General features: G+C 65.0%; 19 protein-coding genes. 4 read left to right on the top strand and 15 right to left on the bottom strand.

The genetic code is table 11. The annotated features are described in order from the left end of the window. Nucleotides 1–32 precede the first annotated feature (32 nt). The 4 genes from H582_RS0104255 to H582_RS0104245 all read right to left on the bottom strand — a co-directional run bounded on the left by H582_RS0104255 (nt 33) and on the right by H582_RS0104245 (nt 3,508). Complete coding sequence (locus tag H582_RS0104255; RefSeq protein ID WP_028597530.1) at nt 33–929, bottom strand: cation efflux transmembrane domain-containing protein; 897 nt, start codon at nt 927–929, stop codon at nt 33–35. 16 nt (nt 930–945) lie between these two features. Continuing rightward, on the bottom strand, nt 946–1,890 hold the full coding sequence (gene secF / locus H582_RS29780) for a protein translocase subunit SecF (protein ID WP_052332951.1): 945 nt from the start codon (nt 1,888–1,890) through the stop codon (nt 946–948). Then, a complete protein-coding gene (gene secD / locus H582_RS29775) occupies nt 1,880–3,151 on the bottom strand; it encodes a protein translocase subunit SecD (RefSeq protein WP_052332950.1) in 1,272 nt (423 codons plus the stop codon). The genes secF and secD overlap by 11 nt, the downstream gene beginning before the upstream one ends. Nucleotides 3,152–3,235: 84 nt before the next feature. Continuing rightward, complete coding sequence (locus H582_RS0104245) at nt 3,236–3,508, bottom strand: post-transcriptional regulator (protein ID WP_084136561.1); 273 nt, start codon at nt 3,506–3,508, stop codon at nt 3,236–3,238. A 235-nt stretch (nt 3,509–3,743) separates the two neighbouring features. Here H582_RS0104245 and spoVB point away from each other — a divergent pair, with 235 nt between their 5' ends. Beyond that, complete coding sequence (gene spoVB / locus H582_RS0104240; protein ID WP_028597528.1) at nt 3,744–5,330, top strand: stage V sporulation protein B; 1,587 nt, start codon at nt 3,744–3,746, stop codon at nt 5,328–5,330. Between the two features lie 47 nt (nt 5,331–5,377). On the opposite strand, the gene H582_RS0104235 is transcribed toward spoVB, so the two are convergent. After that, entirely contained in the window at nt 5,378–6,163 is a 786-nt protein-coding gene (locus H582_RS0104235) for a DUF421 domain-containing protein (RefSeq protein WP_028597527.1), read from the bottom strand. 200 nt (nt 6,164–6,363) lie between these two features. Here H582_RS0104235 and H582_RS0104230 point away from each other — a divergent pair, with 200 nt between their 5' ends. After that, complete coding sequence (locus H582_RS0104230; RefSeq protein ID WP_028597526.1) at nt 6,364–6,753, top strand: TIGR04086 family membrane protein; 390 nt, start codon at nt 6,364–6,366, stop codon at nt 6,751–6,753. A gap of 136 nt (nt 6,754–6,889) precedes the next feature. Further along, nucleotides 6,890–7,693 (top strand): phosphatase PAP2 family protein, encoded by an 804-nt coding sequence (locus H582_RS0104225; protein ID WP_127464398.1) that lies wholly within the window; start codon nt 6,890–6,892, stop codon nt 7,691–7,693. A 117-nt stretch (nt 7,694–7,810) separates the two neighbouring features. Here H582_RS0104225 and H582_RS0104220 read toward each other — a convergent pair whose 3' ends face one another. Next, entirely contained in the window at nt 7,811–8,701 is an 891-nt protein-coding gene (locus tag H582_RS0104220) for an SDR family oxidoreductase (RefSeq protein WP_028597524.1), read from the bottom strand. A 109-nt stretch (nt 8,702–8,810) separates the two neighbouring features. On the opposite strand from H582_RS0104220, the gene H582_RS25915 reads away from it, so the two are divergent. Beyond that, nucleotides 8,811–9,977 carry a helix-turn-helix transcriptional regulator gene (locus H582_RS25915; RefSeq protein WP_052332949.1) on the top strand — a complete coding sequence of 389 codons (1,167 nt, stop codon included), beginning with the start codon at nt 8,811–8,813 and terminating at the stop codon, nt 9,975–9,977. Between the two features lie 100 nt (nt 9,978–10,077). On the opposite strand, the gene yajC is transcribed toward H582_RS25915, so the two are convergent. From yajC to H582_RS29770, 9 genes are all read right to left on the bottom strand, one after another. Continuing rightward, on the bottom strand, nt 10,078–10,440 hold the full coding sequence (yajC, locus tag H582_RS25910) for a preprotein translocase subunit YajC (RefSeq protein WP_043110898.1): 363 nt from the start codon (nt 10,438–10,440) through the stop codon (nt 10,078–10,080). Nucleotides 10,441–10,494: 54 nt separating this feature from the next. Beyond that, a complete protein-coding gene (gene tgt / locus H582_RS0104205) occupies nt 10,495–11,628 on the bottom strand; it encodes a tRNA guanosine(34) transglycosylase Tgt (protein ID WP_028597523.1) in 1,134 nt (377 codons plus the stop codon). A gap of 17 nt (nt 11,629–11,645) precedes the next feature. Continuing rightward, complete coding sequence (gene queA / locus H582_RS0104200; protein ID WP_028597522.1) at nt 11,646–12,689, bottom strand: tRNA preQ1(34) S-adenosylmethionine ribosyltransferase-isomerase QueA; 1,044 nt, start codon at nt 12,687–12,689, stop codon at nt 11,646–11,648. Nucleotides 12,690–12,693: 4 nt separating this feature from the next. Further along, the gene (locus H582_RS0104195; protein WP_028597521.1) at nt 12,694–14,790 is read right to left on the bottom strand and encodes a SpoIID/LytB domain-containing protein; all 2,097 of its coding nucleotides are present in this window, start codon (nt 14,788–14,790) and stop codon (nt 12,694–12,696) included. Continuing rightward, nucleotides 14,787–15,317 (bottom strand): thiol-disulfide oxidoreductase DCC family protein, encoded by a 531-nt coding sequence (locus H582_RS25905; RefSeq protein WP_052332948.1) that lies wholly within the window; start codon nt 15,315–15,317, stop codon nt 14,787–14,789. Before H582_RS25905 ends, H582_RS0104195 begins: the two co-directional genes overlap by 4 nt. A gap of 4 nt (nt 15,318–15,321) precedes the next feature. Further along, nucleotides 15,322–16,323, bottom strand: a complete 1,002-nt coding sequence (gene ruvB / locus H582_RS0104185; protein ID WP_028597520.1) for a Holliday junction branch migration DNA helicase RuvB — start codon at nt 16,321–16,323, stop codon at nt 15,322–15,324. Between the two features lie 22 nt (nt 16,324–16,345). After that, the gene (ruvA, locus tag H582_RS0104180; RefSeq protein ID WP_028597519.1) at nt 16,346–16,969 is read right to left on the bottom strand and encodes a Holliday junction branch migration protein RuvA; all 624 of its coding nucleotides are present in this window, start codon (nt 16,967–16,969) and stop codon (nt 16,346–16,348) included. Further along, complete coding sequence (ruvC, locus tag H582_RS0104175; protein ID WP_028597518.1) at nt 16,966–17,469, bottom strand: crossover junction endodeoxyribonuclease RuvC; 504 nt, start codon at nt 17,467–17,469, stop codon at nt 16,966–16,968. Before ruvC ends, ruvA begins: the two co-directional genes overlap by 4 nt. Nucleotides 17,470–17,707: 238 nt before the next feature. Continuing rightward, complete coding sequence (locus H582_RS29770; protein ID WP_052332947.1) at nt 17,708–18,388, bottom strand: BofC C-terminal domain-containing protein; 681 nt, start codon at nt 18,386–18,388, stop codon at nt 17,708–17,710. Nucleotides 18,389–18,393 lie beyond the last annotated feature (5 nt).

Below are 18,393 nucleotides of genomic sequence, written 5' to 3'. Positions count from 1 at the left end.
CTGCCGCTTAGCGGCAGCGTCGACTCACCTGTTTATTGCAATAAGGTCGGCATATGCTCCTGATTCGGATCATGGTTCGATTTGTACGGATAGCCGGGGTTGTAGGGCTCCACGCAGATGCGCATCTCCACGATCTGCAGGAAGCGCTTCTGCACGAGCGTCCTCACTCTGCCGGCGATCTCGGAGCCCTCCATCACGGAGATGCGCGGGTTGACGCTGATGACGATGTCCGCCGCCAGCTTGCCCCCGTTGTGGACAGGCTGCACGGCCTCGACCGTGACGACGCCGTCGACGCGCTGGATCAGCTCCATCAGGTCGCTCGCCAGGCCGTCATCCGCCTGCCGCGTCTCGATGCGCGGCCTCCCGGCCTGCATGATGAGGCCGTAGCCCTTGCTGACGAGAACGGCCGCGATCAGCGCCGAAGCGATCGGATCCATGTACAGCAGCCATTCGATGCCGCTTTCTCCACCTGCCCATGCCGCTCCCGCCCCGGCCGTAGCCGCGATCGAGGACAGCCATTCGGTCGCCGGAGCCGCTCCGCGCACCAAAAGCAGGCGGATCACAAGGCAGGCCGGTACGACAAAAGCCGCGGGCCACCTCGGATAGAGGTCGGGCGGATCAAGCAGATCCTGCACGGCCAGCATCGCCAGCTCCAGGCCGATCAGCATGAGCAGGATCGAGAACAGATAGGCCGGCGCATGCTCGGCTCCGCCCAGCCATCGGCGGGAAAGGGCCGAACGTCCGCGCCGGGCCCCGTCTCCGCTCGACAAGTAGCTGCCGCAGGCGTCAGCCGCCGAGCGGAACGCATCGGAGAGCACGGCCGAGCTGCCGAGCAGCGCTCCCGACGTTCCTTTGGCAAGCGCCAGGCCGATATGGACAGCGGTTCCCCTTTTGCCGGAATCGGCGGCGGGCTGTAGCTTGATGGCCATCGGACGCGCCTCCTGACTACGAAGCGGCCGGGTTGCCCGCAGGCGCCTGCTTCTGCTTGGACTTGGACTTCATGAGCAGCCACAGCGGGCTCGCGATGAAGATGGAGGAATAAGCGCCGCAGAACAGGCCGATCAAGATCGCCAGCGAGAACAGGCGGATCGATTCGCTGCCCAGCACGAACAGGGCGGCGGCGGCGAACAGGACGGTTACCGCCGTGTTGATCGAGCGTGTCATCGTCTGCCAGATGCTGTCGTTGACGAGCTTGCGCAGATCGTCCGGCGACTTGATCTTGGCGAAGCGCAGATTCTCGCGGATCCGGTCGAAGATGACGATCGTATCGTTGATGGAATAGCCGATGATCGTCAGGATCGCCACGATGAACGGCAGGTTGACCTCAAGCCGGAACACCGAGAAGATGCTGATGACGAGGAACGCGTCATGCACGAGCGAGACGATGGCCGCGAGGCCGAAGCGCCACTCGAAGCGGATCGCCATGTAGAGGACGATGCCGATACTGGCGACGATCATCGCCTTGAGCGCGTTCCACTGCATCTCGCGGGCGATCTCCACGTCGACCGTGTTGACCTCGACCGAGGCGGCCGGGTCGAACTTGGCCTTGAGGTCGGTCTTGAGCTTGTTCTCCTGATCCTGGCTCAGCACTTCGTCGAAGCGGATCGTCATGCGGTCCTGGCCGAAGGTCGGCGCATTGTGCTTGCCGTATCCGCCCTCGGTGAGGAACGTCTCGATCTCGGCGCGCTGGCTCTCGAGGCTCTTGGACGACTGCACGTCCACGCTCGATCCCGAGCTGAAGTCGACGCCGTAATTCAAGCCGAGCGAGGCGAGCGAGATGATGCCGCCAAGCGTCACGACGATCGCGAAGAGATAGAAATATTTGCTGTATTTGACGAAGTCGATTTTCGACTCCTTGAAGTTGCGCAGGTCCTTGTCCTTAGAGGGCACGGATTTCACTCTCCTTTACCCCGTAGTAGCCCGGCTTGGCGAATCGTCCGCTCTTGATCATGAGCCAGAGCAGGTAGCGGGATACGACGACGTTGGAAATGAGGCTGATCAGCACACTGAGCAGCAGCGTGATCGCGAAGCCCTTGACGGAGCCGACGCCGATGAAGAACAGCACGAGCGAAGCGATGATCGTCGTCACATGGGAGTCGATGATCGTGCGCAGCGACGTCTTGGAGCCGGCGCGGAAGGCGCTGTTCAGGCTCTTGCCGGATCGCAGCTCTTCCTTGATCCGCTCGGCGGTGATGATGTTGGCGTCGACGGCGATGCCGACCCCGAGGATGAACGCCGCGATGCCCGGCAGCGTCAGCGTCGCGTCCAGCGCGATATGCGCCGCCAGCAGCAGCCACGTGTAGATGATCAGCGATACGCTGGCCGCGATGCCCGGAACGCGGTAGAAGATCAGCATGAAGAGTACGATGAACACCGTGCCGATGACGCCGGCGAAAATCGTGTCGTCCAGCGACTTCTGGCCCAGCGTCGCGCCGACGGACTGGGTGTATTTGACCTCGAGCTTCAGCGGAAGCGCGCCGAGGTTGATCGTGTCGCGCAGAGCCATCGCCTCGTCGCGCGTGAAGCTGCCCGTAATGGAGGCTTCGCTTTGGTTGATCTCGCTCCGTACGCTCGGCGCGGAGATCTCCTCTTCGTCGAGATAGATGGCAAGCACGTTTTTGCCATTGGTAAGCTTGGCCACCTCGCGGGTGACTTCAGCGAACTTGGAGGCGTCCTTGAGCTTGATGGAGATGCCGTACTCGTTGAGCGCGCTCTGCTGCAGGGCGGCCCCGTTCTCCTTGAAGTCCTGGCCGGTCAGCTCGATCTTGCAGTAGCCTTCTCCGTCCTTGCAGCCGCGCGCGCTGCGGAACGTCAGGTTCGCCGGCTTGACGAGCGTCTCGCGAAGCTCGGCTTCCTTGCTCTCTTCCATGCCGGCGATGCGGATGCGGATCCGGTCCGCGCCTTCCGTCGTGACCTCCGGCTCCGAGACGCCGGTCTGGTTCACCCGTTTTTCAAGGCTTTTGGCCGTCTCGTTCAACGATTCCTTCGTTACAGTGCCGCCTTCGTACAAGGGCGTGGCTTGGTACAGGATCTCGAATCCGCCCTTGAGGTCGAGGCCGAGTCTAGTCTTGTCAAGCAGGGCGGGGCTTGTTGCACCAATGACGCCTAAGCTTACGACGACAATGAGCAGGAATGCCAGCATCCGTTTCATATGCCTGATGTTCCTCCTTAAGTTCTCAATCGTATCTATTATACCGAGCGCCAAAATGGGAGTCAAAAAAGAAAACCCCTGCTCTCAGGGGTTCTGCCAGGCGCTCATCGTCAGATGATGCATCAGCTGCTGGGGCTTGAGCGACAGGATGTCGTTCACGAGCCGATACAGCGGCGGCGCTCCGCTCTTGGCATATTTTGCGTGCACGCACTCCCATATGTCCGGTCCGGTCACCGATTCGTATCCGATCCAGCGGAACTCCTCCGCCTTGCTCTCGCACAGGACGAACAGCTCTGCCGCGATCTCGTCCTCCGACATCCCGCCCGCCTGCTCCCTGAAGGGATGAATTTCCGTCATTCGGCCTGCCGCCTCCCTCGCTGCTCCTATCGTCCAGCCGTCATCGTTTCCAGTTGTACCCCTTCGACACCGAGGCGCCTTTTCCTGCCGGTATGCCTGTTTTCTTTTGAAAATGGCAGACATGCCCCCGCCCCCTGTCCGCATAGACTCCTCTACGGACGCGCTCTGCGCCTCGCCGCCATCTTCAAGGCGCCGGCAGAGCCAAATTACGGCCTAGCGGAAAAGAGAGGTTGCCATGACGAAACAAACGTTCATCAAGGGAGCGATGATCCTGCTCGCCGCAGGCGTCGTCAACCGCATCCTCGGCTTCGTGCCCCGGATCGCGCTGCCCCGGGTCATCGGCGCCGAAGGCGTCGGCTTGTACCAGCTCTGCTATCCTTTTCTCGGCGTCCTTCTGACGCTCATCACCGGCGGCATCCCGGTCGCGGTCGCCAAATGGGTCGCCGAAGCCGAGTCCCAGGGAGGCGGGGCAAGGGTGCGGCAGATCTTCCGCACCGCGATGGGGCTGACCGTCGCCCTCGGCTTGATCATGACGAGCGTCATGCTGCTGTCGGCCAAATGGATCACGACGCGGGTGCTGACCGATCCGCGGGTGTACGAGGCGTTTCTCGTAATGGCGCCGATGCTGCTGCTGATCGGCGTCTCCTCCGTCTATCGGGGCTATTTCCAAGGCAAGCAGAACATGATTCCGACCGCTCAGTCGCAGGTCGTGGAGACGGTGCTGCGGATCGCCGCCCAGCTGACGCTCGCCGCGCTGCTGCTGCCGATGGGCTTGCAATGGGCGGCGGCCGGAGCGATGATGGGCACCGTGCTCGGCGAGGTAGCCTCGCTGCTCGTCATGCTGCATCATGCGCGCAAGGACCGTCTGGAGCATCCCCGCGAGCGGGACGGGCTGGACATGCCGGCGGAAGGGGCCGCGCTGCCGCTGGAGCCGCTGCCGGCCGGACGGGCTCCCGTGCTGCGCAAGCTGCTCCGGCTGTCCGTGCCGATCACCGGAAGCCGGCTCGTCGGATCGCTGTCGTATTTGCTCGAATCCATCCTGACCGCCCGCAGCCTTGCCGCGGCCGGCATCGCTACCGGAGCGGCGACCGCCCAGTACGGCGCGCTGCAGGGCATGATCATCCCGCTGCTGCTGCTGCCGACCGCCCTCACCTACTCGCTGTCCGTCTCGCTCGTCCCGTCGCTGTCGGCGGCGGCGGCGCGCGGCGACCGAGCCGCCATCCACAAGCGGCTGCATCAGTCGCTGCGGCTCGCGCTCGTCAGCGGCGCTCCGTTCGTCGTCATCATGGGGCTGCTCGCCGAGCCGCTTTGCCGCATTCTGTACGACCACGCCGAGATCGCGCCGCTGCTGACGCTGCTCGCCCCCGTCGGCATCTTCATCTATTTGCAAGGGCCGCTTCAAGCCGCGCTGCAGGCGCTCGACAAGCCGGGCACGGCGCTGCTCAACACGACGATCGGAGCCGCCGTGAAGCTGTATCTGATCGTCGAGCTGGCCTCGCGTCCCGATCTGGGCATCTACGGCGCCGTCATCGCCATCTCGGTCAACATCGTGCTCGTCACGCTGCTGCACGGCATCAGCGTGCTGCGGATTTCCGGCTTTCGCATGAAGCTGCCGGATTTCGTCAAGGTCGGCGCCGCCATGATCATCATGGGGGCGGCCTGCCGCTGGATCATGTCCCATCATTCGCTGTCGCTCGAATGGCTCGGCCTTGCCGCCGCCTGCACGATCAGCGCGCTCCTCTACCTCGCGCTCATGGCCGTCATGGGCATTATCGACCGGCATGACCTCCGGCGCATCCCCGGCATCGGACGCTGGTTCTGAACGAAGCGGTCCCTACGACAAAAAAAGCAGCCGCGGAAAACGGCTGCTCATTGTTTTTTCCTCACATCGACAAACAGCTCTCCCTTGTGGTCGACCGAGCAGAAAAACACCTGCTTGTAATCCGACACATTGAACTTGCGAAGCTGCTGCTTGAGCCAGAAGCGGTTTTTCTCGAGCCTTTCCAAGCTCTGGTCGAGCACCTTGCCGTCCATGATGAGCGGGATCGGAAGCGTCTCAAAGCGGTAGCTGGCCGGCAGCTTCATTTGAACCGGCTTGTGCTGCACGCCGTCTGCCTTGCGGCTCGCGCCGGAGCCGCCCGCGCTGTCCTGGCCGCCTTGCTCGTCCGCTTCCCCGCCTTTTCCGCCGCCCGCCCCGCTCTCCTCCTGCTCCTTGGGAATGACCGACAGCTTGCCGCTCGTCTCCAAAATCGCAAACTCGACATCCGCTACGCGAGCGATCTGATTTTCCCGCAGCTGCTGCAGCAGATCATCCAGATTGTAGCGCTGCTTCTTCATTTCTTCCGGATCGAGCTTGCCGTCGGCGATAATGACGCTCGGCTTGCCGTCGAACAGCAGCCGGATGCGCCGGTTCTTCATGCCGATATAGGCGATGCCGACCTGCACGGCCATCAGGATGACCATCGGCACGATGCCGTCCAGCAGCGGCCTTTCCGTATCCTCGATGACGAGCACCGCGATCTCCGCGATCATGAACGAGATGACGAGGTCGAAGACGCTCATCTTGCCGATCTCGCGCTTGCCCATCAGCCGCATGATCAGGAACACGACGAAATAAATCAGAACCGTGCGAAGCAGCAAGGATCCAAGGTCCATGACCGGATCGCCTCCCCTCTCTGGCGCTTGCTCATGGGCTATTGTCGCCTTCCCGCCGATCCGCCATGCGGCCCTTGCCGCATCGAAATGTTGGCAATTGCCTCGGTCCGCGCCGCTGCGGCCATGCCGCGACTTGTACTATTTCTGCCGGCTTGGCCATATGGTGGAATAAACCGAACTCTCGGAAGGTGGGGATCCGAATGAATCCGATCAAGACCGTACCTAAAGTAAGGCTCGGCTCGCCGATGCTGGCCGGACTCGTCTTCGCCGCGTTATGGCTCGCCCTCGGCGCGCTGCTCCTGTCGCTGCTCCTCTATGCCGGCAGCCTGAACGAATCGTCGCTGCCGGCATGGTCGCTCGGCATCCATGGCGCGGCCGCGCTGTGCGGCGGCTTCACCTCCGGCAAGCGAAGCGGCTCGAAGGGCTGGTACCATGGCGGGCTGCTGGGCCTCGGCTACGGGCTGCTCGTGCTGATCATCAGCTTTCTGGCGGCGGATGCCGGCATCGGGGCGCGCACGGGCATCCTGTTCCTGATCGTCGCGCTGGCCGGCGCCTTCGGCGGCATGGTCGGCGTCAATTTGCGCAAATAATCTGGAATCAACTGAGAGCCGTGTAAATAACAAGCCGATATGCTATACTTGCTTACGTTCGTCTGCCGGGACCCGCTCGGCCGGCGGCGCATCAGGTTGACCTTTAGGGGGAAGCATATTGGCGATCTTTCATTCCATGAATCAAGTCACGATATATACGATCCTGACCTCGGCCCTGCTCATCGGCTTCGGCACCGGCCGCAATCCGCTGCGGGCGGCCTGGGTGTTCGTCCGCAATTTGGCGACCCGTCCTCGCTACCTGCTGCTGTTCGCCTCTTTGCTGGGCATCTTGTTCTTGAACAAGTTCGAGCTCACGCTCGAAAAGGCGATGAAGCCGCAGCCGGATTTCACGCCGTACATCTTCAGCTTCGAAGGCCGCTTCGTCGAGAACTTCCAGCAGCTGTTCCATGCCGAATGGCTGACGCCGTTTCTTGCCTTCTTTTATATCGTCGTGTTCCAGAGCGTGCTCGTCGCCTCGCTCGGCATCTACATGTTCCGCGACCGTTCAGGCCGGCAGTTCAAGGCGACCTGTTATGCCGTGATGATCAATTATCTCGTCGCCATTCCGTTCTATCTGTTTCTCCCGGTGAAGGAGGTATGGGCGTACGATCCGAACGTCCACTTCTACATGCTGGAGGCATTCCCGGCGTTCGAGTCGATGTATCGCGGCCTGTCGGGCCTCGACAACTGCTTCCCGAGCCTGCATACGTCGATCTCCGTCACGATGGCGCTGCTCGCCGCCCGTTCAGGCAATCGCCGCTGGGCCTGGTTCTCCGGCATCAACGCCGCCATCATTATTTTCACCATCTTCTACATGGGCATCCACTGGCTGACCGACATGCTCGGCGGCCTCGGCCTGGCGGTCTTCTCCGTCGCGCTCGCCTATCGGCTCGCCGACTTGAGCTCGATCCGCAAGCCGCTGCCGACGGTGCAGGGCTGAAGCTTTGCTCGTTCATGGGCCAGCAAGCAGGACCGCGATCCTTCCGCCGCGTGCGGGATGATCGCGGTCCTTTTTTGCGCAGACTCATGCTTTCGCTTGCCTGACCCTCAGAGAAGCTCAGTGGACGGCATTCTCGATCGTGGCGAAATAAGCCCCCCAATGCGGCCGCCGGCCGTCGCGGTCCGTGAAGCCGTACCGATCCGACAGCTCCCATGAGCTGAGCGCGCGGCCGGACAGCTCCTGCCGTCGCGGATCGGCAGCCAGGCATGCGAGCGCCCGCCCGACGAACAGCGGCGTCTCCGATTCGAGGAAATGCGGGTCCTGGCTCGCCGCATCGCGCCAATTTTCCTCCGAGACGCCGAAGTGGTCCAGCATCTCCTCCGAGCGCAGGAAGCCCGGCGTCAGCGACACGGCTGCGGCTCCTGCCGCCTTCCACTCCTCGGCAAGTCCTGCCGCCATATGGATGCCCCAAGCCTTGATCAGGCTGTACGCGAGCTCGCCGCGATAGCGGTAGTCGATGCCGTCCGTGATCTCGGCGATCAGGGCACCGTCCGACAGCGCCAGCAGCGGCGCGGCAAGGTAAGCGGTAATGTAGTGGGTCTCCATGACGGTGCGCTGCATCGCCAGCGCATCGTCAAGCGGGCTTTCCCAGTAGCGCTTGCCCCAGTGGGAACGCTTCTCGCCGCCCCAGATGTCGTTGACGAGAATGTCGAGCCGTCCCTGCTCGCGGCCGATCCGCTCCATGAGCGCCTCCACTTGAGCCGGCACCATATGGTCCGTGCGGACCGCGACCGCCTTGCCCCCGGCCCGCTCGACCCGTTCCGCCGTCTCTTCGATCGTCTCCGGCCTCCCCAGCTCCGAACGCGCCTCGCGCGTCGTCCGGCCGCTGACGTACACGGTCGCGCCGCGCTCGCCGAGCGCCTCCGCGATGCCTCTACCGGCTCCCCTCGTGCCGCCGGCAACGAGCGCGATCCTGCCCTTCAAGTCTTGCTCCGGCTTCCATGTCATGCCCAACCACTCTCCTTCTTTTTTCGCGTTCCCTTCCATCCTAACTTGCGAATAAGCCATCCTCTGTCCTATTCACGAGGATATAATGTAGAAAAGGAGGCTTGGAACCATGACGAGACAGCTGGAGCTGCTGCTCTTGCTTCAGGCAGAAGGCAAAAAAAGCGTGCGCGAGCTCGCCCGGCAGCTTGAAGTATCGCCTCGCACCGTGCAGCGCGACCTCGATGCGCTCTCCGCCGCAGGCGTGCCCGTCGTCGCCGAGCGGGGCGGCGGCGGCGGTTGGAGGCTGATGGAAGGCTATCGCACCCGGCTGACCGGCATGACGGACGCGGAATGGAGAGCGCTGCTGCTCGCCTCCGGCAGCCCGGCCGCTGACGAGCTCGGCTGGTCGGCGGAGCTGGAGAGCGCGCTGCTGAAGCTCAGGGCGGTGCAGCCGAGCGCCTCGCTGCCGCATGCATCCGCGCTGCAGTCGAGGCTGCTGCTCGACGGCGAAGGCTGGACGGCGGCCGAGAAGGAGCAGCCGCATCTCAGCCTGCTCATGGAAGCGGTGCTGCAGGATCGGCGCATCCGCTTCCGCTACGCCTCGCCGGCCGCATCGCCGGCGCCAGCGGCGGCGTCCTCCAGCCCGCTGCCCCGCGAGCGGCTCGCCTGTCCGCTCGGCCTTGTGCGCAAAGGAAGCTCCTGGTACCTCGTCGCCGACGAGCTGGAGAGCGGGCAGCTCGATTCCGCCCCGCAGGAGCCGGTCCGCAAAACGTTCCGCGTCTCGCGGGTGCTTGAAGCAAGGCTCGAGGCGGAAGCTTTCCAGCGTCCGAAGACGTTCGACCTGCCCTCCTGGTGGGCCGCGTCGGTAGCCGACTTCCAGTCGGCGCTGCCGAAGCCGATGACGGCCGGGCTGCTCGTCACTGCGGACGCGCTGGCACGCCTGAAGCGGATGCGCTACGTCAGCGTCGACGAAGGCTCCGTCCGTCTGCGCGAGGGCGCGTCGATCACGGCATCCGGCAGCTGTGCCGGACAGCCGCCGGTGCCTGCCGTCGGCAGCGCCGCAGCAGAGCTGCCGACCGTCTCCGCCGACGGCTCCGCAGGCGAGCCGGACGAGGCGGATGCGGCGGCTGCGCAAGTCTGGCTGCAGGCCGAAGTCCGCTTCGACACGATGGACTACGCCGCCAGCGTCATCCTGTCGCTTGCTCCCGAGGCGGCCGCGCTGAGCCCCCCGGAGCTGCGCCGCCTCGTTCGCGAGCGCGCGCTGCGGGCCGTCCGCGGCCATGAGGAGCCGCAATAACAAAAAAGGACCAAGCTGAAAATCAGCTTGGTCCTTTTTAAACCGCCGGCCTCGACGGCCGAAGCCGCCCCATGGCCGGCGATGCAGGCCGATGCGCGCGTTAGAGCGTGCCTTCCGGCTCTACCTTGTCGCTCTTCTCTTCCTTCGCGGCCGCTTTGCTCTCTGCCGGAGCCGGGGCGCTGTTCAGCACCGTGTTGATGGCGCTGCGCTCGAAGGTGATGCGGGTCGTGTCGTTGACGCGAAGCACGACGGTATCGTCAGTCAGCTCGACAATCGTGCCGTGCATGCCGCCGATCGTCGAGATCTTGTCGCCTTTTTTAAGCGCGCCGAGCAGCGCGTTGCGGGCTTTCTGCTTCTTTTGCTGCGGACGGATCAGCAGGAAGTAGAACACCACGAACATGAGGATGAAGGGAAACAGCATCGTCCAGATGTTGCCGCCTCCGGCTTGAGATGCAAGATACATGGAAAGGACCCCTTTCAGTTGCGTGTCGATTCATCCGGCCTCTCGGCCGGATTTCTAGAAGCCTTTTTCGTTGTCGTGCAGGCCGTACATCGTGAAGAACTCATTACGGAAGTCGAGCAGCCGATCGTCCTGGATCGCCTGCCGCACGCCCCGCATCATCTCCAGCAGGAAATGCAGGTTGTGGTACGTCGTCAAGCGGATGCCGAACGTCTCGTCCGCCTTGATGAGATGGCGGAGATAAGCGCGCGAGTAGTTGCGGCACGTATAGCAGGAGCACTCGGGATCCAAAGGTCCGAAATCCTCCGTATACTTGGCGTTGCGGATATTGACGCGGCCCTGGCTCGTCATCGTCGTGCCGTTGCGCGCGATGCGCGTCGGCAGGACGCAGTCGAACATGTCGATGCCGCGGATGGCGCCGTCGAGCAGCGCGTCCGGCGAGCCGACGCCCATCAGATAGCGGGGCTTGTTCGACGGGAGCAGCGGCACGGTCTCCTCCAGCACCTCGTACATGAGATGCTTCGGCTCGCCGACGCTCAGACCACCAATAGCATACCCCGGAAAATCAAGGGAAGTCAAATCAGCCGCGCTCTGGCGGCGCAGGTCGGCATGCATGCCTCCTTGCACGATCGCGAACAGTCCCTGATCGCCCGGACGGGCGTGCGCCTTGAGGCAGCGCTCGGCCCAGCGCGTCGTGCGCTCGAGCGATTGCTTGATGTAGTCGTACTCCGCCGGATAAGGCGGGCACTCGTCGAACGCCATCATGATGTCCGAGCCGAGCGCGTTCTGGATCTCCATCGCCTTTTCCGGGGAAAGGAACAGCTTGTCTCCGTTCAGATGGGAGCGGAAGTCCACGCCCTCCTCGCGGATCTTGCGCATGTTGCTCAGCGAGAACACCTGGAAGCCGCCGCTGTCGGTGAGGATCGGACGGTCCCAGTTCATGAAGCGGTGCAGGCCGCCCGCCTTGGCGATGAGCTCATGGCCCGGACGCAGCCACAGATGGTACGTATTGCTGAGGATGATATGGGCGTCCATCTGCTTGAGCTCCTCGGGGCTCATCGTCTTGACGGTCGCCTGGGTGCCGACGGGCATGAATGCCGGCGTCTCGATGACGCCGTGCGGCGTGTGGACGCGGCCGAGCCGCGCTCCGGTCTGCTTGCAGGTTTTGATCAGTTCGTAAGTTACAGCCACGGTTCACTCTTCCATTCCTAGTAGATAAACATCGCATCGCCGAAGCTGAAGAACCGGTATTGCTCCCGGACGGCAGCCTCGTAGGCGGCGAGCACGTTCTCGCGGCCGGCCAGCGCGCTGACCAGCATGACAAGGGTCGACTTGGGCAGATGAAAATTCGTCAGCAGGGCGTCCACGGCCTTGAACTCATAGCCGGGGTAGATGAAGATGTCGGTCCAGCCGCTGCAAGCCTGCAATCCGTCCGGAAAGCGGGCCGCGACCGTCTCCAGCGTGCGCGCGGACGTCGTGCCGACGGCGACGATGCGGCCGCCGCGCTCGCGCGTGCGGCGCAGCCGGGCGGCCGTCTCCTCGCTCAGCTCATAATACTCCGAGTGCATCACATGCTCCTCGATCGTATCCGCCGAGATCGGACGGAACGTGCCGAGGCCGACATGAAGCGTCAGCGGCGCGACCTCGACGCCCGCCTGCTGCAGCTCCTCCAGGAAGGACTGGCTGAAATGAAGTCCCGCCGTCGGCGCGGCAGCCGATCCCGCCTGGCGGGAATAGACCGTCTGGTAGCGTTCCCGGTCGTCGAGACGCTCCTTGATGTACGGCGGAAGCGGCATCTCGCCGAGCCGGTCGAGCAGCTCGGGGAAGATGCCTTCGTAAAGGAAGCGGACCGTGCGGCCGCCCATCTCCCCTTCCGCCTCGACGACGGCGCGCAGCAGCGGCTGTCCGTTCTCTCCTTCGCCGAAGGCGACGACGGCTCCGGTCCGCAGCTTCTTGCCGGGCTTGGCCAGCGTCTCCCAAGTATCGCCGTGCAGCTGCTTCAGCAGCAGCAGCTCCGCTTTGGCTCCCGTGTCTTCCTTGACGCCGAGCAGACGGGCCGGAATGACTCGCGTGTCGTTGACGACGAGCGTATCGCCTGGACGAAGATAGTCCTTGAGGTCGCGGAACGCATGATGGCCGAGCTCTCCCGTCTTCTTGTCCAGCGTCAGCAGGCGCGAGGCGGTCCGCTCCGCGAGCGGCGTCTGCGCGATCAGATGCTCCGGGAGATGAAAATCGTAGTCTTCTACATTCATAAGGTCAGGATCCGTCCTTAACGAGTTCAATCTCTTTATAGTAGTATTTCAGAATCGCATCGTACGCATACCCTTGCTCGGCGAGGCCTTTTGCTCCGTACTGCGACAGCCCGAGGCCATGGCCGTAGCCCGTGCCGCGGATATACCACGACGCCGCGGAAGCGACGGGACGGATCGAGCCGTCCCCGCCGATGACGTTCAGCGACGCGCCTCCGGAGGAGGAAGCCTTGGCCCCGCCTGCGCCCAGCACCTGCACGGCTGCGCCGGCTTCCTTGGAGCCCGGCTGGCCGCCGCCGCCGAGCAGCGACAGCGACGCCGGCTCGATCCAGAAGCGCGTGCTCGGCAATCCGCCAAGCGCGCCGCGCAGGCTGTCCGGCGACTTGACGCCGAGCTCCTTGCCGTTGACGAGCAGCTTGGTCACGCGGCCCGAAGGTCCGCGCTCGCCGACCTCGAGGCGCGTGATCGGGCCCGAGACCGCCGAAGTCGTCTTGCCCTTCATCGCGTCCACCAGCTGCTGGCTCGTGAACGGCCCCCGGATCCAGTTCATCTCGTTGGACTGGGGCACCGTCTCGAGCACGGTCACTTTGGCTCCCGCGCCGAGCTTCTCGACCGCATCGACGCCGCTTTGGACGAGCGGGATCGGGCGCACGTTCGTATCCGCCGACTTGACGACGGCGGTCTGGGCGGCGGCGCCATTCGTGCCGGACAGCGTCACGGTGTCCGAGCGGACGAAGCCGCTCTTGCCCGACGGCGTCAGCACCCGATGCCAGGAGAGAAGGCCTTTTTCGGAGGTGTCGTCGGGGCTGTCCACGCTCGCCAGATACGGAACCGGGTTGCCCCACACCTCGGCGGGGTCCGCCGTGCGGCCGCCCGAGCTGGAGGAGAACACCGCCTCGACGGGCTTTCCTCCCGACTTCAGAACGATGCCGGCCGTCGCGTCGACCGCCTGGATCGTCGTCGCCTTTTCGGCTGACGTGCCGTTGTACGCCTGGCTGAGCGTCGTGTCGACGACCTCGGCGATGCCGAAGCCGCTGCCCTGGGCGAGCGCGTAGGAACGGGCGGCGACGGCCTGCGCCTTGAGCGCCTCCGCATGCCAGGAGCCCGGCATCTCGCCGCCGACGACGGAATACAGATACTCCTCGAAATCGAGCTCGTTGATGACGGCGAGCGCGCCGTTGTAGCTGCCGACTTCGACCTGACCTCTGTATGTACGTCCGTACCTCTCGGCAAGTTTCACCGGCTCGGCGCCCGCCGGACGGATGACGGCGAAGGAGCCGGACGGAGCCTGGTACAGCGGCGTCGGCGAGCCCTCCTTCTGGCTGACCGTCAGCTCCTGCCGCTTGATCAGGTAGGCGCCGGCGGAAGCCGGCGCGAGGCCGGCCGCTTCGGCGACGCCCGCCAGCTTGAGCCGGATCGCGTCGAGGCCGGCGGCATCGGCCGCCGCTCCGACGAGCACGGAATAGGACGTGCCGCTCCCGCCCGGGCGAAGCGCCACGAACGTCTCGACGCCGGCCGCGCCGAACGCGCCGGCGGCGGCGAGCGCCTCCGCTTCGGTCGCATAGGCGGCCGTCTCCAGATGAAGCGGACCGCGCACGGCGCCGGCTCCGCCGCCGAACGTCTTGACGGTCGCGTTCTGCATCCACTTGGCGAGCGCCGTCGAAGCCGCGGAGGCGGTCGCATAAGACCCCTCCGTCACCTCATACGCCGCCATGCCTGCGCGGGACGTCTTTTCCAGCACCGGATTGCCTCCGGCCGACTTGACCGCCTTGGCCACGGCCAGCGCCGCCGAGAAGTCGGCGCTCTGGCCCAGCAGCGCCGAATATCCTTCGGCCATCGCCCGCAGCTCGACGCCTGCCGGAACGGCGTCCAGCAGCCCCGTCTCGCCGTTTTTCTTGACGGCCAGACGCAGCCCGCCCGCCGAGCTCAGCGTAGCGGCAGGCGTCGACAGCGTGTATTTGTTTGGAACCGTGATGAAGATGCCGACCCGGATGGCGCGCCCCGCCTCTCCGTCAGCCATCGCCGCGGAAGGAAGGCATAGGCTTGCCGCCAGCGCGGCCGGACCGAGCCAGGCCGCCGCTTTATATGCTCTCGATCGCTTCATTGGGTCTCCTTTCGATGGTCGCATTCCGCTTCATGTCCGTCGCCGTCCCCGTCGCTTCCGCGCTCCGAAGGCATGACGCAGTCCGCGCCGCAGCCGGTCGAGACGCGGCCGAACCAGGCGTAGCGGCGGGCCGCGACGTACCGGTAGAGCGCATCGGCGAGCGGCCGCATGCCCGGCAGCCGGTACAGCCAGGCGATGCGGCCGAAGCCGCGCACGGAGCGCAGCGCCCGCACGACCGCAGCGCTGCCGGCGTAGACGGCGCCGTCGCGTGCGACCGCGTGGATCTTCTCCAGCAGCTGCCCGGAGGCGGGAGGCGCTCCGCGGAACAGCCGCTGCAGCTCGCCCTCCGTCAGCTCCTGCACGGCCGCATATCGGATCGGCTCGCTTGGCTTGAGCGCCTGAAGACGATCCACCGCTCCTTGGCAGAGGCGGCAGCCGCCGTCGTAAAGCACCGTCAGCCCGGCGGCATCCGCCCCGCCGCGCCGCCGCTCTCCCGCCGCGCCAGCGGCGCCGGACCGGCCTCTCATGGCGCTACTCCGGCACCGGCAAGCCGAGATGCCGGTAGGCGAGCGGCGTCGCCACGCGCCCGCGCGGCGTGCGCTGCAGGAAGCCGATCTGCATCAGATACGGCTCGTACACATCCTCGATCGTCTGGCTTTCCTCGCCGATCGTCGCCGCCAGCGTGTCGAGCCCGACCGGGCCGCCGCGATAATGGGAGATCATCGCCTGCAGCAGCTTGTGGTCGATGCGGTCGAGTCCGAGCGGATCGACGGCGATGAGCGACAGCGCCAGCTCCGCGAGCTCGCTCGTGATGATGCCGTCGCCGCGCACCTGCGCGAAGTCGCGCACCCGCTTGAGCAGCCGGTTGGCGATGCGCGGCGTGCCGCGCGAGCGCAGCGCGATCTCATGCGCCGCTTCGCCGACCATGCGCACGTCCAGAATCTCGGCCGAGCGCGAGATGATGAACGCCAGCTCGTCCGTGCCGTAATACTCCAGCCGGCTGACGACGCCGAAGCGGTCGCGCAGCGGCGCGCTGAGCAGGCCGGCGCGGGTCGTCGCGCCGATCAGCGTGAACGGAGGCAGGTCGAGCCGCACGGAGCGCGCGCTCGGGCCTTTGCCGATCATGATGTCGAGGCAGAAGTCCTCCATCGCCGGATAGAGCACTTCCTCGACCGAGCGGTTCAGCCGGTGGATCTCGTCGATGAACAGCACGTCGTTCTCCTGCAGGTTCGTCAGCAGCGCGGCGAGATCGCCCGGACGCTCGATCGCCGGGCCCGACGTCGTGCGCAGGCTGACGCCGAGCTCGTTGGCGATGATGTTCGACAGCGTCGTCTTGCCGAGGCCCGGAGGGCCGTACAGCAGCACGTGGTCGAGCGCTTCCTTGCGCAGCTTGGCCGCCTCGATGAACACCTTGAGGTTGTCCTTCACCTGGGACTGGCCGATATATTCGTTCAGATAGCGGGGGCGCAGGCTGTACTCCACCGCCTGGTCCTCCATCATCAGATTGGCGGAAATGATGCGATCATCCTCCATCTGCTCCCCTCCTCCTGCGCGCTCAGCCCTTGAACAGCTGCTGCAGCGCGCGCTTCATGAGCGCGTCGACGGTCTCGCCGGGCAGCTGGGCGTCGCCCATGCCGGCCCAGGCGCGATCGAGCTCCGCCGCCGTATAGCCGAGCGCGGCGAGCGCCTCGCGCGCCTCGGTCCATGCCTCGCTGCCGGCTCCGGCGACCGTGCCGCCGCCGGAGGATTCCGCCTCCCACTGCAGCTCGACCGTCTGCACGGCGAGCTGGAGCTTGTCCTTGAGGTCGAGGATCATGCGCTGCGCCGTCTTCTTGCCGATGCCCGGCAGCCGCGTCAGGAAGCTCAGGTCCTCGCGGTGGATCGCGGCGACGACCGCCTCCGGCCGCCCTCCGGCGAGGATGCCGACGGCGACGCGCGGCCCGATGCCGGACACCTCCAGCAGCTGCCGGAACAGCGCCTGCTCCTCGCGCGTCTGGAAGCCGAACAGCTGGGCGGCGTCCTCGCGCACATGATGGTGGCAGTACACCGTCACCGCCTCCTCGCTGCGCGCGAAGGCATACGGGTTGGGCGTGTACACGCGGTATCCGATATCGCGGACGTCGATGACGACGGAGTCGGCATCGACCTGGGCGACGCGGCCCTTCACATAATCGATCATCTTCGGCGCACCTCGTTCAATTTGGTCTGGAGGACGGAAAAATGCGCATGGCAGACCGCGACTGCAAGCGCGTCCGCCACGTCGTCCGGCTTGGGAATTTTGGCGAGGCGCAGGAACATGCGCACCATCTCCTGCACCTGGCGCTTCTCGGCCTTGCCGTAGCCGACGACGGCCTGCTTGACCTGCATCGGCGTATATTCGCTGATCGGCAAGCCGCGCTGCGCGGCGGCGAGCAGGATGACGCCCCTCGCCTCGCCGACCGTGAACGCCGTCGTGACGTTGCGGTTGAAGAACAGCTTTTCTACCGCCACGCAGTCGGGCTTGTATGTATCCATGAGCGACGAGGCGGACTCGTACACCTGCTTGAGCCGCAGCTCGTGAGGCGTCCCGGCCTCGGTCTCGATCGAGCCGTACTGCACCGGCGCCAGCTTGCTCCCGTCCTTGTCGATGAACCCGAACCCGGCGATGGCGATGCCCGGGTCAATCCCTAAAATGCGCACCCGCGCCACTCCCTGCCGTCATTTCTGAAAAAAGAAAAAACCCCGATGCCCGGGGTACAGACTCTATCAGTATAGCAAAATAACTCTCTCATGAGAACAAGCGTTTCTCAGAGGAGCTGGCGGAGCCGGCAAATAGCCCCTGTCTCCGACGGGAGATCAGGGGCTGGCGAAGCCTTGCGGGAAAAGATGCGGAGCGGCAAGGAAAGCCGCCGCGGCGTGCGGATGCCCGCGCAAGCGGTCAATACGTCTGATGCATGGCGCCCTGGCTGACGCCGACCGCGAAGTCGCCGTAGCTCGAGAGCACGCTGTTGTATTCGTCCTTGTCCTCCACCCGGATGCCGCCGAACAGGCGGTCGAGCTCCTCCTTCGGCAGCGAGCTTTCCATATGCTGCAGATCGAGCTGATAGAAGGTCTTGATGACCTTCTCCTCCTCCGGCGGTCCTTCGAAAAGGGTGAGGCTGCCGTCGGCGTCCACGCCGAACGTGGCGCTTCGGCGGCATGCGTCCGACAGATCGTCGATCCATTCCGTCAGCAGCACCTCGCCGCTATCGACCGTAGCGGTCAGCCGGGGCTGCTCCAGCAGCAGCCGATGCACTTCCTCCGCCTCCAGCCGGCCGAGCGGCTGCGTCTCGACGCCGCATAAATATACTTTCCGCAGCACGACGGGAGCGGCCTCGCGGCCTCGAAGGAAAGCGGCCGCCCCTTGATCCGGTTCCATCGCGCCGGCTCCGCCATCCGCCGGCTCGGCCGTCCGGGCAGGCTGAGCCGCCGCGGCTGCAGGCTGAGGCGCGGCGGCCGAAGCAGGCGGATAGCCGGCGAGCAGCAGCGCCGCGCCGGTCGCGGCGCAGGCGAGGCGCAGCGGCAGGCGGCGCAGAGGGTTCCAATTCCGTTTGGGCCACAGGCGGAACAGCTTGAGCATGACAT

The sequence above is a fragment of the Paenibacillus pasadenensis DSM 19293 genome (assembly GCF_000422485.1).
Lineage (GTDB): Bacteria > Bacillota > Bacilli > Paenibacillales > Paenibacillaceae > Paenibacillus_O > Paenibacillus_O pasadenensis.
The sequence above is the reverse complement of the archived record's forward strand: the minus strand, read 5'-3'. Positions and strand labels throughout refer to the sequence as shown.